Here is a 14,594-nt window from a genome sequence, read left to right as displayed (position 1 = left end):
ACGACGCGCCGGGTGCGCGCGGGGGCCACCTGCCAGGTTAACCCGCTGGCGGGAGGCCCGCGGGCCCGTCGCGGAGCAGGGCCCGCAGGCCGGTCAGACCAGCGCGGTGGCGGTCGCGGGCCGGGCGGCGTCCAGGCTGGCCAGCGCCTTGCGCAGCAGCGTGGAGGAGGTGTGCATGGTGTACGGGAAGTAGTGCACGGCCACGCCCACGGCGGCGAAGTCGGCCTCGAGCTTGTCGCCCTTGGCGGTGCCCCGCCAGTCGTCGCCCTTGAAGATCACGTCGAACTGCACCTCGCGCCAAGTGTCGATCTTGTCCGGCACGACCTCGGCGTGGACCCCGTCGACGAAGCGCAGGTTGCCCACGATCTCCATCCGCTCCGCCAGCGGCACCACCGGCAGGCGGCCCTTGGTCAGCAGCAGCATCTCGTCGGAGACGACCCCGGCGATGAGGTGGTCGCAGTGCTCCGCGGCGTGCCGGAGGATGTTCAGGTGCCCCACGTGGAAGAGGTCGTACGCGCCGGGTGCGTAGCCGACAACGGTCACGGGAGTCCTCCTGGTGCTGGGTGGGGGCGGTCGGTGAGATCACGCTGAGTGGTCAGTCTCTGAGCGCTGACCTGGCCGTTCATCGAGCCGCCCGGTCAACGTAGCCGCGTGGCGTCACCCAGCGCGAGCACCGGGGAGGTGCTTCACCCGATCGGGCGGGCACCTGTGCCCAGTGCGGTGACGAGGGTGTCGACGGCCCCGGCGAGCAGGTCGACGGTGCTGCGGTGCACCGCCGCCGACTGCCGGTGCGGGTCGGGCACCTCGGCCGCCGCAGCAGCCGTCGCAGCACCCCGGTGGCGGGTCGCCAGCCGGGGCAGCGCGGCCAGCCGGGCGGCGACGTCGGGCAGGTCCGCGGGCCAGCCCTCGCGGGCGATCGCGGCGGCGGCCTCGGCGGCCTCCGGCAGCAGCAGGGTGCGGCGGACCGCCCCGGGCCGGGCGCGGACCACCGCGGCGCGGTGCTCCCGGGTCATGGTGAGCACGACGTCGGCGGCGCCGGCCTCGGCCGGGTCGAGCTGACGGGCCCGGAAGCCCTCCGGGGACACCCCGCGCTCGGCCAGCAGCTCGGCCACCGGCGGGTCGACCGGCTGCCCGGCCAGGGCGTGCACGCCGGCGCTGGCGACGTCCACGTCGGCGGCACCCAGCCGGTCGCGCAGCAGCAGCTCGGCGGCCGGCGAGCGGCACACGTTGCCGGTGCAGACCACCAGCACGCGGGTGGTCACCGCCGCGACCGCCCGGGCAGTGCTCGCGACCGGTCGGTGCGCGGCGCCGGGACGAGGCCGGCCGGGCTCACCGCGGGGGTCTCCGGCAGCACCGCGGCCCCCGGCGCCTGCTCGTAGCGGTAGACCTCGGTGTCCCGCTGCGGGGCGTGGGTGAGCACCACGCCGACGACGCGGGAGTCCACGGTGGCCAGCGACTGCAGTGCGGCACCGGCCTGCGCCCGGCTGGTGCGGTGGGCGTCGACCACCATGAGCGTCCCCGAGGCCAGCCGGGACAGCACGACGCCGTCGGTGACCGGCAGCAGCGGCGCGGTGTCCAGCACGACCACGTCGTGGGTGGCCTCCAGCTCGGCGAGCACCGAGGCCATGGCCGGGGAGCCCAGCAGCTCGCTCGGGTTGGGCGGCAGCGGCCCGGTGGTGAGCACGTGCAGACCTGCCGGTCCCCACTCCTGCAGCACGTCGTCCAGCTCGGCCTGGCCGATGAGCACGGTGGTCAGGCCGGCGGCGGCCTCCAGGTCCAGGGTGGTGGCCACCGAGGGGCGGCGCAGGTCGGCGTCGACCAGGGCGACCCGCACACCGGCCTCGGCCAGGGCCAGGGCCAGGTTGGCCGCGACGGTCGACTTGCCCTCCCCCGCCCGGGACGACGTCACGACCAGCGAGAGCGCACGGTCGCGCTCGGCCAGGAACTGCACGGAGGTGCGCAGCGACCGGAAGGCCTCGGCCCGGCGGCCGTGCGGGTCGGTGACGACGGCGAGGTCGCGGCCGCCGGCGCCGTCCGGCGGGGTGTCCAGCCCGGCGAGCAGCGGCACGGAGGTGACCCGGCGCAGGTCCTCGGCGGTGCGGATGCGGGTGTCGGTGAGGTCGCGCAGCACGACCGCGACCAGGCCGACCAGCAGCCCGACGAGCAGGCCGACGACGAGGTCCATCGTGGTGCGGGGGGTGGCCGGCGAGCTGGGCGCCACGGCCGGCGAGACAGGCGTGGCCTGCACGGTGGGCTGCCGGTCGGCACCGACGGGCGCGAGGTCCTCGACGGTGACCACCAGCTGCGCGGCGACGGCGTTGGCGAGCTCGGCGGCGCGGGCGGGCACGGGGTCGCTGACGGCGACCTCGACGACGACGGTGTCGGGGACGACGGACGTCGACACCTGCCCGGCCAGGCCGCGCACCGTGGTGCCCCCGCCCAGCTCGTCGACCACCGGCTGCAGGACGGCCGGGGTGCGGGCCAGCAGCGCGTAGGAGGCGACCTGGCCCTGCGTGTAGTTCGCGCCCTGGGCCAGGTCGTTGCCGCTGTTGCCGGTCTGCAGCGAGAAGAACAGGCTGCTGGTGGCCCGGTAGGTGGGGGTGGCCAGCAGCGAGCTGCCGGCGGCCAGCACCAGGCCGACCAGGACGGCGGCCACCAGCCACCGCCATCGGCGCTGGAGCATCTCGAGGTACTGCTGCGCGCTCATCGGGCTCCTCCGGACGTGGACGTCGGCTCGGCGTCGGTGCCCGGACGGCCCCACCGATCTCCGTTCAGCGGAAGCTACCCACGGTCGGACCGCAGGGAGAGCGCCTCTCACCCGAAGCGGTGAGGACCCGTTCCGGGTCTCCCGGGGCGCCGGGAGACTCGGGTCATGGCCCTCCTGGACGCCGGCCCGACCGGCCGCGCAGCTCTCCGGGGCCCGGGTGCAGCGCGTCCCGGCGGCCCGCTGGTGAGCCCGCCGCTGGTGCTGCTGGCCGTGCTGGGGACCTGGGCCCTCGTGCCGTCGGTGGCCGCGCCGCCCAAGGTCGTCTGGGGACTGACCGTGGTGCTGCTCGGGCTGGTGCTCAACGCCGTGGCCTGGCACCGCCACCGGGTGCGCTGGACCGCCCCGACGCTGCTCCTCGGCCTCTCCCTCGCCTGCGCCGCGGTGTCCAGCGGCCACGACGGCACCCTGCTGGAGCTCGTGCCGGCGCTGCTCACCGGCGCGCTGCTGGTGGGCTGCTGCGCGCTGGCCGCTGCCTGCGACCCCGCCGACGCCCCGGTGCTGGTCCGCGGCGTGGTCCTCCTCGCGCTGGCCGAGGCCGCGGTCGCCGCGGCCAGCAGCCTGCTGGGCCTGGCCGCGCCCTGGGGCTACCTCGGCCGGTCGGGCAGCACCTTCGGCACCAACGACCTGCTGCCCGCGCTGGCCGGCCGGGCGACGGGCACCATGGCCCACCCGATCCCGCTGGGCACCCTGCTGGCGGTCGCCGCGGTGCTCAGCCTCACCGCCGCGCACGGCTGGAGCCGGCCGGTCCGGCTGCTGGCCGCCGTGGCCTGCACCGGTGGCGTGCTGCTGTCGGGCAGCCGCAGCGCCGCGCTGGCACTGGTCGTCGCGCTGGTGTGCACCCTCGTCGTCCCCGGGGTGGTCCGGCTGGCCCCGGTGTGGCGGTGCGTCGGCGTCCTGGCCGGAGCCGCCGCGGTGGTCGCCGTCGACGTGACCTCGCTGCGCGCCGTGTCGAGCCTGGAGGGCACCGGTTCGCTGACCCACCGGCTCGGTGCGCTCGACGCCGCCGGCCGGCTGCTGGACCGCCCGCTCGTCGAGTCGCTGCTGGGCAGCGGCACGGGCTCGCTGCAGCGGCTCTTCGCCCAGGGGTACCTGCAGACCGACGGGTTCTTCGCCGTCGACAACCAGTTCGTCACGACCCTGGCCCTGGGCGGGCTGCTCGGCGTGCTGGCCCTCGGTGCCGCGGTGGTCGTCGGCCTGCTCCGCGGCGACCGCGCCACCCGGCCGGCCGCGCTGGTGGTCGTGGTGCTGTTCTTCTCCTTCGACGTCCTGCAGTGGAACGCGACCGCGGTGCTCCTCGCGGTGCTGCTCGGCCTCCGCCGGCACGAGCGCACCCGCAGGGAGGCCGCACCGGCGGTGCGCTGAGGCGTCGCCGGCTCAGGCCGCGTGGTCCCGCGCCCCGGTCAGCCAGCGCTCGGCGGCCAGCCGGCCGTCCTCGGCCGGCAGGTCGGCCAGCACCGACGCCCGCGGCCGGGCCTCGGACAGCGCGGCCAGCACCGCGTCCGCGACCTCCTGCGGGGCGGCCGCCGGCGACAGGACGCGGTGGCCGTGCGCCGCCAGCCAGGGCGCGAGCCCGCTCTCGGAGGTGGTCACCACGGCACACCCGTGGGCCAGCGCCTCGACCAGCGGCAGCCCGACCTGCTCGCGCCACGTCGGCGTCGGCTGGGACAGCAGGACCAGGACGTCGGCCCGGCGCAGCAGGGCGTGCACCTCCTGACGGGACGCCCCCTCGACCAGGTCAACACCGGGGACCGTGTGCGTCCAGGCCGCGACCTCCGCGGCCAGCGGACCCGCCCCGCGCAGCGCCAGCCGGGTCCCCGGGCGGCGCCGGGCCACCTCGGGCCAGGCGGCCATCAGCTGCGGCACGCCCTTGCGCGCGCCCAGCGCCCCGAGGAAGACCACCAGCCCCTCCCCGCCGGCCGAGCCGGTGTCCGCGCCGGACAGGCAGTCGCAGGCGGCGGACACCGCCGGCACCGCCCGCGTGGTGGTGCGCCGCAGCGCCGGGCCCAGCAGGGTCGCGTACAGCTCCTCGGCGTCCGGCGTCCCGAAGGCCAGCCGGTCCAGGTGCCGGCTCACGTGCCCGGCCAGCCGACGCTCCACCCTGCGCCGCACCCGGGTGCGCAGCCCGGTGCCGGCCGGGGACCGGAAGGGGTCGCGGTTCTCGATGGCGTAGCTGACCACCAGGGCGTCCCGCCGCCGCAGCAGCCGGCGCGCGTCCAGCGCCGCCAGGGCCACCGAGGTGCGCACCAGGCCGTGGGCCATCAGCGGCTCGTTGACCTCCACGACCTCGGCCGCCGAGCGGAACAGCGCCCACCCGGTCGCCAGCGCCCCCAGCTGCCGGACGTCGAGCCCGGGCAGCAGCGTCTCGTCGAAGTCGAACCGCCGGTCGCGGTGGAAGACGGTGGCCGGCTCGCCCTGGTGGGCCCGCTCCAGGTGGGCGCTGCGCAGCTGGGCGAAGAGCTTGACCTGACGCCGCACCGGACCGCTCATCGTCTCCCCCGCCACCGTCCCACCTCCGGCCGGAGGCTCGCCGAGCAGACTAGGGTCCCGTCGGCGTGGCCCCGCCGGGGCGCTGACGGCGCGGCGAGGCGAGGAGGACCGGAGCGGTGGAGTCCCGGCTGACGGTGCTGCAGTCCTTCCCGGAGCCCCGGGCGACCACCAACCCCTACCTGCACATGCTGCGGGCCGCGCTGGCCGCCACCGACGGCGTCGAGGTGCTCACCTTCAGCTGGCGCCGGGCGCTCACCGCCCGCTACGACGTGCTGCACGTGCACTGGCCCGAGGTGCTGCTGCGCGCCTCCAGCCGCCCGAAGGTGGCCCGGCGGCTGGTGCTGGCCGCGCTGCTCGCGCTGCGGCTGCACCTGCGCCGCACCCCGGTGGTGCGCACGCTGCACAACGTCGCCCCGCACACCCCGGTCAGCCGGGTCGAGGGCTGGGTGCTGGCCGCGCTGCTGAGCCGGACGGCGGCCGTCGTCCGGCTCAACGACGAGACGCCCGTGCCGCCGGGGACGCCCGCGGTCACGGTGCTGCACGGGCACTACCGCGACTGGTTCGCCGGCCACGACCACCACCCGGCCGAGCCGGGACGGGCGGCGTTCGTGGGGCTGATCCGGCCGTACAAGAACGTGGAGGGGCTGGTCCGGGCGTTCGCCGGGACGGCGGAGGTGCTGCCGCAGGCGCGGCTGGAGGTGGCCGGCAACCCGGCCGACGCGGCGCTGGGCGAGGCGATCGCGGCGGTGGCCGCCTGCGACGACCGGGTCGAGACCGACCTGCGCTTCCTCGACGACGCGGCGCTGGTCGCGGCCGTCACCCGCGCCCAGCTGGTGGTGCTCCCCTACCGGGAGATGCACAACTCCGGGGTGGCGCTGATGGCGCTGTCGCTGGACCGGCCGGTGCTGCTGCCGGACAACGAGGTCAGCCGGCAGCTGGCCGCCGAGGTGGGCGAGGAGTGGGTGCACCGGCACACCGGCGAGCTGACCGCGCAGGTCCTCGCCGCCGCGCTGGCCGGCACGCTGCCCCCGGGGCGCCCGGACCTCTCCGCCCGCGAGTGGGACCGGGCCGGTGCCGACCACCTCACCGCCTACCGGCTCGCGACGGACGCGCGCCGGCGCCGCTGACCGGTCAGCTGCGCCGGCGGTACTCCTGGTAGACCAGCCCGACGGTGCCGGCGGCCATGCCGAGCCCGCGGGCGGCGGTGCGCAGGCCGCGGGCCTGGTGCCGCGGCCTGCCGGTGACGAGCCCGGCGAGCGCGCGGGCCGAGCCGCCGGCGACCCGCACCGCGCCCCGGGCCAGCCCGCGGGACTGCGCCTGCAGCCGCTCGCGCGGCGTGCCGGCGAGCACCAGGTCGACGCGGGTGGCGGAGTTGCCCAGCCGGTAGGCGCGGGCGAGCACCCAGCGCGGCGTCAGCCGGGCGGTGGGCACCCGGTCGGTGACGACCGCCTCGTCGCACCAGACCATCGGGGCGCCCGAGCGGGTCAGCTGCCGGGTGAAGAGCGTGTCGCTGCCGCCGCTGATGCCGAAGGCGGCGTCGAACCGCAGGCCGAGGCGGGTGACCACGGCCAGGTCCAGCAGCAGGTTGTTGGTGGCGGCCACCTCGATCGGCGTGCCGGTGGGCAGCCGGCGGCGGCGGAAGAAGTCACCGGCGGCGACCCAGGGCAGCAGCTCGCCGTCGTAGGCGCTGACCACGGCCCCGGCGACGGCGGCGGCCCCGGTGGCGGCCTGCGTGTCCAGCAGTGCACGCAGCCAGCCGGGGTGCGGCACCTCGTCGTCGTCGATGAAGACCAGGGTCCCGCTGGTGCCCGCCTCGGCCAGCGCGCGGTTGCGGGCCGCGGCGATGCCGGGCTCCGGCTCGTGCACGTACCGCACGGCGGTGCCCGACCACTCCTCGAGCAGCGTCCGGGCGCTGGCCTCGGGGTCGTTGTCGACCACCAGCACGCCGGCGGTCCCGACGAGGTCGGCGACGTCGGCCAGCTGCTCGACCAGGGCCGGGAGGAGTCCGCGCAGCTCGTCGGGACGGCGGTAGGTGGCCAGCGCCACCACCAGCTGCGTCGTGCGCACCGTCGTCGGCGGGACGTCGGTCGTGGTCATGTCTCCTCCTGGAGGACGGGGGCGTCGGGGCGGGCGGCCGCTGCGTCCGCGGCCCGGTGCCGGAGCAGCCGGCGGACCCGGAGCGCGTTGGCCAGCACCTGGAACAGCGCGACGCCCAGGGCGGAGCCGAGCACCGGCCCGGCCGCGCCCATGCGGCCGGCCAGCACCCAGGACACCCCGAGGTTGACCGGGAGCATCAGGCAGACCATGCCGGCCTGGAACCGCAGGCCGGGGGCGTCGGTGAGGTACATGCCGGCCGGGTACTTGAGCCCCTGCAGGGTCATCAGCAGCACGAAGGCGCCGACCAGCCCCCAGCCGAGGGTGATCCGGCCGCCGGAGGCGACGTCGGCCAGCAGCGGTGAGGCCACCGCGATGACGACGGCGACGGCACCGGCGGCGGCGCCGAAGGCCAGGCTCATCCGGGCCGGTGACTCGTCGAGGCCCTGGGCGCGGCGGCGGCGGTAGGCCGGCCACAGCGTGATGCCGGCGGCGCTGACCAGCGCCCAGATCGGGGTGAACATCTGCGCGGCCAGGTTGTACTCGGCCAGCGTCTCCGGCCCCGCCTGGTGGCTGAGCACGATCCGGTCGGTCTGCATCGCCAGCGGCAGGGCGATCATCTGCACGAGCATCGGCCAGGCCAGGTCCGAGACCCGCTCACCGCGCACGGTCCGGAACCGGGGCACGTCGCGCAGCGCCCGGCCCACGGCCGGGTGCAGCGTGCGCGCCGCCGACCAGGTGCAGAGCACGGCCAGGACGGCGGTCACCGCGTAGGCGAGGACGGCCACGTAGCCCCCGGCCGGCGCGCCGGTCCAGACGACGACGGCGAGGACGGCGAGCAGCAGCGGGGTCTGCAGGCCGTTGACGGCGACGGCGACGTGGTTGCGGCCCAGCCCGGTGAGCAGCCGCTGGCCGAAGCCCACCGGGAGCGCCAGCGCGATGAGCAGGAAGCACAGCGTGGCGGCGACGGGTCCCGAGCCGGGCAGCAGGCCCGGGCCCAGCAGCGCCGGCCACGCGCCGGCGGCGGCCACGGCCAGCACCAGGGCCGAGAGCACCGCGGCCGAGCCCAGCAGGACGCGGACGGTGGTGACCAGCACCCCGTGCACGTGCCGGTCGTGCGCCGGGTCCGGGCTGCCGGCGACGGCGTTGACGACCGCGGCGGACAGGCCGAGGTCGGCGAAGGGCAGCAGCGCGCCGAGGCTGACGAGCAGGCCGTACTGGGCGAACGCGCCGGTGCCCCACTCGTCGAGCACCAGCCGGGTGACCACGATGCCCAGCAGCGCGGAGACCGGCAGCACGAGCAGCCGGGTGCCCCCGCTGCGCAGCACCGCGCGCCACAGCGCCGGCTCGGGCGTCCGCCCGGGTGCCGGGTCCAGGACGGTCGTCATCCCGCGGTGCCCTCCTGTCGTCGCCGGCGCAGAGCCGGTCCCGGCCAGCGTGGCACGGTGACCGGGCCCCGGACGTGGCTCGGCGGGCCGGTCAGCCCCAAGGGGGGAGACCGGCCCGCCGAGGTCGCGCGGGTGGTGCGGGATCAGCCCTGCGGGGTGCTCCCCGCGGGACCGGCCGAGACGTCGTCGAGCTGGACGGTGACCGGCAGCGCGGTGGACGAGCCGGAGACGTAGCCGGCCACGCTCAGCGAACCCGCCGCCTGCAGGGAGGCGGTGGTGTCGGTGGCACTGAGCTGGGACGCCGGCCGCGGCTGACCGGCCGGCCACGCCGCGGCCTGCAGCGTCGTCGTCCCGGAGCCCGCGACGTCCAGCAGGAGGTTCACCTTGGCACCGGCCACGTAGGTCAGGCCGGCCACGGTGGTGCCCTTCAGCGCCGTGGTCACCCCACCGGAGACCCGGTTGAGCGTCAGCGTCACCCGGCCGTCGGCCAGGAACTTCGCCACCACCTGGTACTGGTCCGCGCCGACCCGCCGGGCCGCCAGCGTCACATAGGTGCCACCGCCGGTCGGCGCCGCCGGCAGGACCACCGTGGTCTGGAACGCCACGTCGGCCACCGACACCGAGCTCAGCGCGGCCGTCGCGGTCTGCCCGGCCCGGGAGACCACCAGCGACCCCACGCCGTTCCCGACCGACGCGGACACCGCCGTGCCACCCGAGACGGTCCAGGCGCCACCGGTCTCCGCCGAGCCCAGCCCCGAGGCCACGCTCCGCTCGAACCGGTCGGCCACCACCGACGGCGGACCCGCCGACACCGTCACCGACCGCGTCACCGACCCGGTCGCACCGGCGTCGTCGGTCACCGTCAGCTTCACCGCGTACGTCCCGGCTGCGGCGTAGGTGTGCGACGGCGCCGCGAGGCCGCTGGTCGCCCCGTCACCGAAGTCCCACGCCCGGGCCACGACCCGCCCGTCCGCGTCGGACGAACCCGCGGAGTCCACCGACACCGACAGACCCGACACCGCGGAGGTGAAGGCCGCCGTCGGCGCCTTGTTGACCGTCGGGGCCGTCGGGTCCTGCGGACGGCTGGCACCGGCGACACCGGCCCACAGGTCGTCGAGCTGGACGGTGACCGGCAGTGCGGTGGACGAGCCGGAGACGTAGCCGGCCACGCTCAGCGAGCCCGCCGCCTGCAGCGAGGCGGTGGTGTCGGTCGCGGTCAGCTGGGAGGCCGGCCGTGCCTGGCCGGCGGGCCACGCCGCCGCCTGCAGCGTCGTCGTCCCGGAGCCCGCGACGTCCAGCAGCAGGTTGACCTTCGCGCCGGCCACGTAGGTCAGGCCCGGCACGGTCACGCCCTTGAGCGCGGTGGTCACCCCACCGGAGACCCGGTTGAGCGTCAGCGTCACCCGGCCGTCGGCCAGGAACTTCGCCACCACCTGGTACTGGTCCGCGCCGACCCGCCGGGCCGCCAGCGTCACGTAGGTGCCACCGCCGGTCGGCGCCGCCGGCAGGACCACCGTGGTCTGGAACGCCACGTCGGCCACCGACACCGAGCTCAGCGCGGCCGTCGCGGTCTGCCCGGCCCGGGAGACCACCAGCTGACCCACGCCACCGGCGACGGACGCCGACACCGCGGTGCCACCCGAGACCGTCCAGGTGCCGCCGGTCTCCGCGGCGCCCAGCCCGGAGGCCACGCTCCGCTCGAACCGGTCGGCCACCACGGAGGCCGGGCCCGCCGAGACCGTCACCGACTGGGTCACGGTCGCCGAGGCGCCGTCGTCGTCGGTCACCGTCAGCTTCACCGCGTACGTCCCTGCGGCGGCGTAGGTGTGCGAGGGAGCCGCCACACCGCTGGTCGCCCCGTCACCGAAGTCCCACGCCCGGGCCACGAGCTGCCCGTCGACGTCGGCGGAACCGGCGGAGTCGAAGGCCGCCGACAGACCCGACACCGTCGAGGTGAAGGCCGCCGTCGGCGCCTTGTTCGGCGCCGTCACGGTCACCTGACGGGTCGTCGAGGCGGTCGCCCCGTCGTCGTCGGTCACCGTGAGGACCACGGCGTAGGTGCCGGTCGCCGGCCAGGTGTGCGACGTGGTCGCCCCGGTGCCGGTGGTGCCGTCGCCGAACGCCCAGTCCCAGGCCGCGACCGTGCCGTCGGGGTCGGTCGAGGCGCCGCCGTCCAGCTGCGCGGTCAGCCCGGTGGCGGTGGCCGTGAAGGCCGCCGTGGGCACCTGGTTGGGCAGCGGTGCGGTGACCGTGACCTGCTGGGTGAGCGTGCCGGTGCCACCTGCGCGGTCGGTCACCGTCAGCTGCACCGCGTAGGTGCCGGCCGTGGCGTAGGTGTGCGCCGGGGCGACACCGGTGCCGGTCGAGCCGTCACCGAAGGTCCAGCGCCAGTCCGCGAGCGGGCCCTCGGCGTCGGAGGAGTCGGCGGCGTCGAACTGCACGGCCAGGTCGGTCGCGGTGGCGGTGAACGCCGCCGTCGGCCGCTGGTCGACCGTGCCGCGGGAGGCGGCGAAGTGCGCGGCCACCTGGGCGTCGGTCAGCTGCACCGGGTACACCGCGGCCTCGTCGAGACGGCCGGTGAAGTACGGGGAGCTGGCGGTGTCGCCGAGGTTGTCCGTGCCCAGTCGCCAGTAGCCGTTGTAGCTGCCGGCCGCGGTGGCACCGGCGTTGCTGCCGACCTTGGCACCGTCGGCGTACAGCACCATGCCGGCCGGGCCCATCGAGGCGACGACGTGGTGCCACTGCCCGTCGTTGAACCGGGCCGTGGAGTCCGCCGTCCGCGTGGTGCCGTTGGACGTGGTGAACCGCAGCCGGCCGTCGGCGAGCAGGTAGACCGCCCGGTCGTAGGTGCCGCTGCCACCGGTGCGGGCGTTGCCGAAGCCCATCAGCCGGCCGCCCTTGGTGCTGGTGCTGGTGAACCACAGCTCCTCGCTGAAGACCTGCGGGCTCATCACCTGGGTGGTGCCGGTGACGTACCCACCGGAGGACGCCGGGCTGATCCCGCGGCTGTCGGTGACACCGGCCAGCGGCGCACCGGACTGCCCCAGCGTCGTGCTGGTGTAGGTGCCGGGGTAGCCGACGTCGGCGGAGTTCGCCGCGGTCGATCCACTGGTCTCGCCGAGCCGCCAGAACAGGCTCGGCTCGTCGTCGTAGACCCGGGCGCCGTAGGCGTCGGCCGGGCGGGGGTTGACCGCGGGGGAACCGCCGCCGGCGACGTAGTGGGCGCGCACCTGGGCGGTGGTCAGCGCGGTGCCGTAGACCGCGACCTCGTCCAGGTTGCCGGTGTAGTAGCCGTTGGTGGCCCACCCGTTGAGGTTGTTGCCACCGACCTGCCACCAGCCGCTGTAGTCCTGCCCGCCGGCGACGCCGGTGGCAGCGGCCACCTTCAGCCCGTCGACGTAGAGGACCTGGTTGCCGCCGCCCAGCTCGGCCACCACGTGGTGCCAGCGACCGTCGTTGAGGGCCGTCGGCGAGGTCACGATGCGGGTGGTGCCGGGGTAGACGCCGAAGGAGAGCTTGCCCGCGGTGTCCAGGTACAGCTGCCGGTCGTAGCTGCTGTTCTCCCCGGTCCGGGAGTTGCCGAACCCGGCCAGCCGGCCGCCGGCGGTCGACGTCGTCTGGAACCACAGCTCGAGGCTGAAGGTCTGCGGCGCGGCCTGGGCGGCGAGCCCGGCCGAGGCGCGGCCGGTCATCGCACCCGTGGCGTCCTTGGCGGCGCCGTCGACGCGCAGCGCACCGTCGGCGTCGTTGCGGACGGCACCGGGCGTGGTGGCGCTCAGTCCGGCACCGGGGGTGATGTCGGCGAACCCGGCCCGGTCGTACTGGGTGGTGCCGGTGGGCTCACCGAGCCGCCAGTAGCCGGAGGGGGCGTCGGCGAGCACGGCGGAGGGGTAGGCGGCGGTCGCGGCCGAGGAGACGGTGACCGTGGTGGTGCCCCGGCTGCGGGTGTTCCCGTCGGGGTCGACGGCGGTCACCTTGTAGCCGTAGGTCGCGCCCGGCGTCAGCCCGGTGTCGACGAAGCCCAGCGAGGGGCGGTCCCACCAGGCGGAGGGGGCGCCGACCTCGTACACGGGGGTGGTGGGCCGGTCGCTGCGGTAGACGCGGTAGACCAGGTCGCGGTTGTCCTGGTCGAACGTCGCCTGCCAGGAGACGCGGGCGGTGCCCGCGGTCTGCGAGACGACGCTGGGCGTCAGCTGGTCGTTGCCGTTCGGCGCCACCTTGCGGGGTGCGACCTGCGGCATGGCGAAGCGGACCAGGCCCTGCTGGGCGACGCCGCCGATCTTGGTGAACTCACCGCCGTAGAGCAGGTAGTTGCCCGAGCCCGCGACGCTCCACCCGGACTGGTCCGAGCCGGTGTAGCTGCCGGGGGTGGTGTCGGGGTACCAGTGCAGCAGCGCCGGGGACGGCCGGCCGCGCAGCGCGGCGTCCGCGCCGTCGGAGACCGTGCCGGCGGGGGTCAGCGACAGGGCCGTGGCGTACCGGCTGACCCGCGGGTTCTGCTCCGGGTAGCCGCCGATCAGCGAGCAGTCGTGCGGGTGGCCGGCCTGGTACAGCGCGCCGTTGAGCGGGGCGCTGGAGTACGAGTCGCCGTGGCAGTCGTTGATCCACACCGGGGCGCCACCGTCGGGGTTCGCGGCGAAGGAGCCCTCGAGGTTGCCCGGGCCGTAGAAGTCGTAGGCCGTGCCGTACACGTTCGTGCCGTCGGTCGACAGGCTGTAGACGGCGGAGTTCACGCCCTGGTTGGTGATGATCTGCCCCATCTGGAAGGGCAGGGTCGCGCCGCTGGTGGCGTCCAGCGCGCCGACGCCGGAGGAGACCGTGTTGTTCAGCGTGTAGAACCGGCCGGCCACCACGACCTGGCTGCCGCCGCGGGTGACCAGCAGCGACATCACGGCGTTGGTGGTCTTGAGGTTGGGGTTCTCCTGCCCCGCCGTGTACGGCAGCCGGTTGCCGCTGGTCGGGCCCACGCCGGGGACCGGCGCCCAGGGCAGCAGCGCACCGGCGGAGGTGACGGCGGCCAGCGCGGTGCGCGCGGTGCCGCCGACCGCGGTCAGCTTGCCGCCGAGGTAGACGGTGCTGTTGGTCGCGGCGATGGCGCGGACCTGACCGGTGACGTTGGGGTTGAAGCTGCTCACCAGCTGGCCGCTGGCGGTGTCGAAGGCGGCGACCCGGTTGCGCCGGGTGGCCGTGCCGTTGACGGTGACCTGGTTGAAGTCACCGCCCACGTAGAGCCGGGAGCCGTCGGGCGAGGCGGCGAGCACGAGGGCCTGGGCGTTGAGGCTCGGCGCCCAGGAGCTGATCAGCGCACCGGTGGTGAGGTCGTAGGCGAGCAGGTTGCCGCGCGGCGTCTCCTGCGTCCCCGCGGCGGCACCGGCCGGACGGGCGCTGGTGAACTCGCCGGCGACGTACACCCGGTTGCCGACGACCACCTGCGACCAGACGACGCCGTTCACCTGCACGGTCGGCAGCGGGTCGGCCGTCACCGTGGTCGGGTTCGTCGGCGTGACCGGCGCGGGGGCCGTGTCCGCCCTGGCGGCCGTGGGCACCAGGCCGCCGGCGAGGACGCCGATGAACAGCAGGGCGCTGAGGACCCCGGCCACCAGTGGCCTCGATGACGAGGTGACGCGTGCAGACATGCGGACCGCCCTGTTCCCGTGCGAACCGACCTGCGGAGGCAGGTCAACACGACGACTATGCGTGACCCGGTGCGCACTCCACCAGGGTGAACCTGTCCCCGAACAGGTGAACTTCGCGGCTCCGACCTGCTCTAATCACCATGAGTGAACGCTTGCTCACAGTGATCGGCCGGGCCCGGACAGCAGAGGAGGGCGGGACCGGATCGGTCCCGCCCTGCTGCG

The 14,594-nt window shown here is 75.9% G+C and carries 9 protein-coding genes; 2 read left to right on the top strand and 7 right to left on the bottom strand.

Annotated elements, in window-relative coordinates; genetic code table 11:
• Positions 1 to 93: 93 nt before the first annotated feature.
• The 3 genes from KUM42_RS14235 to KUM42_RS14225 all read right to left on the bottom strand — a co-directional run bounded on the left by KUM42_RS14235 (position 94) and on the right by KUM42_RS14225 (position 2,707).
• A complete protein-coding gene (locus KUM42_RS14235; protein ID WP_237493185.1) occupies positions 94 to 543 on the bottom strand; it encodes an adenylyltransferase/cytidyltransferase family protein in 450 nt (149 codons plus the stop codon).
• A 143-nt stretch (positions 544 to 686) separates the two neighbouring features.
• Complete coding sequence (locus KUM42_RS14230) at positions 687 to 1,262, bottom strand: low molecular weight phosphatase family protein (RefSeq protein ID WP_237493184.1); 576 nt, start codon at positions 1,260 to 1,262, stop codon at positions 687 to 689.
• Positions 1,259 to 2,707, bottom strand: coding sequence for a polysaccharide biosynthesis tyrosine autokinase (locus tag KUM42_RS14225; protein WP_237493183.1), 1,449 nt, complete (start codon positions 2,705 to 2,707; stop codon positions 1,259 to 1,261). Before KUM42_RS14225 ends, KUM42_RS14230 begins: the two co-directional genes overlap by 4 nt.
• 165 nt (positions 2,708 to 2,872) lie before the next feature.
• Between KUM42_RS14225 and KUM42_RS14220 the strand changes: the two genes are divergently transcribed.
• Positions 2,873 to 4,129 (top strand): hypothetical protein, encoded by a 1,257-nt coding sequence (locus KUM42_RS14220; protein ID WP_237493182.1) that lies wholly within the window; start codon positions 2,873 to 2,875, stop codon positions 4,127 to 4,129.
• A gap of 12 nt (positions 4,130 to 4,141) precedes the next feature.
• Here KUM42_RS14220 and KUM42_RS14215 read toward each other — a convergent pair whose 3' ends face one another.
• Positions 4,142 to 5,254, bottom strand: coding sequence for a glycosyltransferase (locus KUM42_RS14215; RefSeq protein WP_237493181.1), 1,113 nt, complete (start codon positions 5,252 to 5,254; stop codon positions 4,142 to 4,144).
• Positions 5,255 to 5,370: 116 nt separating this feature from the next.
• On the opposite strand from KUM42_RS14215, the gene KUM42_RS14210 reads away from it, so the two are divergent.
• Positions 5,371 to 6,381, top strand: coding sequence for a hypothetical protein (locus KUM42_RS14210; protein WP_237493180.1), 1,011 nt, complete (start codon positions 5,371 to 5,373; stop codon positions 6,379 to 6,381).
• 4 nt (positions 6,382 to 6,385) lie between these two features.
• On the opposite strand, the gene KUM42_RS14205 is transcribed toward KUM42_RS14210, so the two are convergent.
• The 3 genes from KUM42_RS14205 to KUM42_RS14195 all read right to left on the bottom strand — a co-directional run bounded on the left by KUM42_RS14205 (position 6,386) and on the right by KUM42_RS14195 (position 14,372).
• On the bottom strand, positions 6,386 to 7,351 hold the full coding sequence (locus KUM42_RS14205) for a glycosyltransferase family 2 protein (protein ID WP_237493179.1): 966 nt from the start codon (positions 7,349 to 7,351) through the stop codon (positions 6,386 to 6,388).
• Complete coding sequence (locus KUM42_RS14200) at positions 7,348 to 8,736, bottom strand: lipopolysaccharide biosynthesis protein (protein ID WP_237493178.1); 1,389 nt, start codon at positions 8,734 to 8,736, stop codon at positions 7,348 to 7,350. Before KUM42_RS14200 ends, KUM42_RS14205 begins: the two co-directional genes overlap by 4 nt.
• A gap of 143 nt (positions 8,737 to 8,879) precedes the next feature.
• The gene (locus KUM42_RS14195) at positions 8,880 to 14,372 is read right to left on the bottom strand and encodes a PKD domain-containing protein (protein WP_237493177.1); all 5,493 of its coding nucleotides are present in this window, start codon (positions 14,370 to 14,372) and stop codon (positions 8,880 to 8,882) included.
• Positions 14,373 to 14,594: the final 222 nt, after the last annotated feature.

The organism is Modestobacter sp. L9-4, assembly GCF_019112525.1.
GTDB lineage: Bacteria > Actinomycetota > Actinomycetes > Mycobacteriales > Geodermatophilaceae > Modestobacter.
Note: the sequence above shows the minus strand (reverse complement) of the source record. Positions and strands in the feature narration are given on the sequence as shown.

What these genes read in the sequence shown, in the direction of transcription:
- KUM42_RS14225 (WP_237493183.1), bottom strand. Translation starts at nt 2,707, where the DNA reads ATGAGCGCGCAGCAGTACCTCGAGATGCTCCAGCGCCGATGGCGGTGG.
- KUM42_RS14220 (WP_237493182.1), top strand. Translation starts at nt 2,873, where the DNA reads ATGGCCCTCCTGGACGCCGGCCCGACCGGCCGCGCAGCTCTCCGGGGC.
- KUM42_RS14215 (WP_237493181.1), bottom strand. Translation starts at nt 5,254, where the DNA reads ATGAGCGGTCCGGTGCGGCGTCAGGTCAAGCTCTTCGCCCAGCTGCGC.
- KUM42_RS14205 (WP_237493179.1), bottom strand. Translation starts at nt 7,351, where the DNA reads ATGACCACGACCGACGTCCCGCCGACGACGGTGCGCACGACGCAGCTG.
- KUM42_RS14200 (WP_237493178.1), bottom strand. Translation starts at nt 8,736, where the DNA reads ATGACGACCGTCCTGGACCCGGCACCCGGGCGGACGCCCGAGCCGGCG.
- KUM42_RS14195 (WP_237493177.1), bottom strand. Translation starts at nt 14,372, where the DNA reads ATGTCTGCACGCGTCACCTCGTCATCGAGGCCACTGGTGGCCGGGGTC.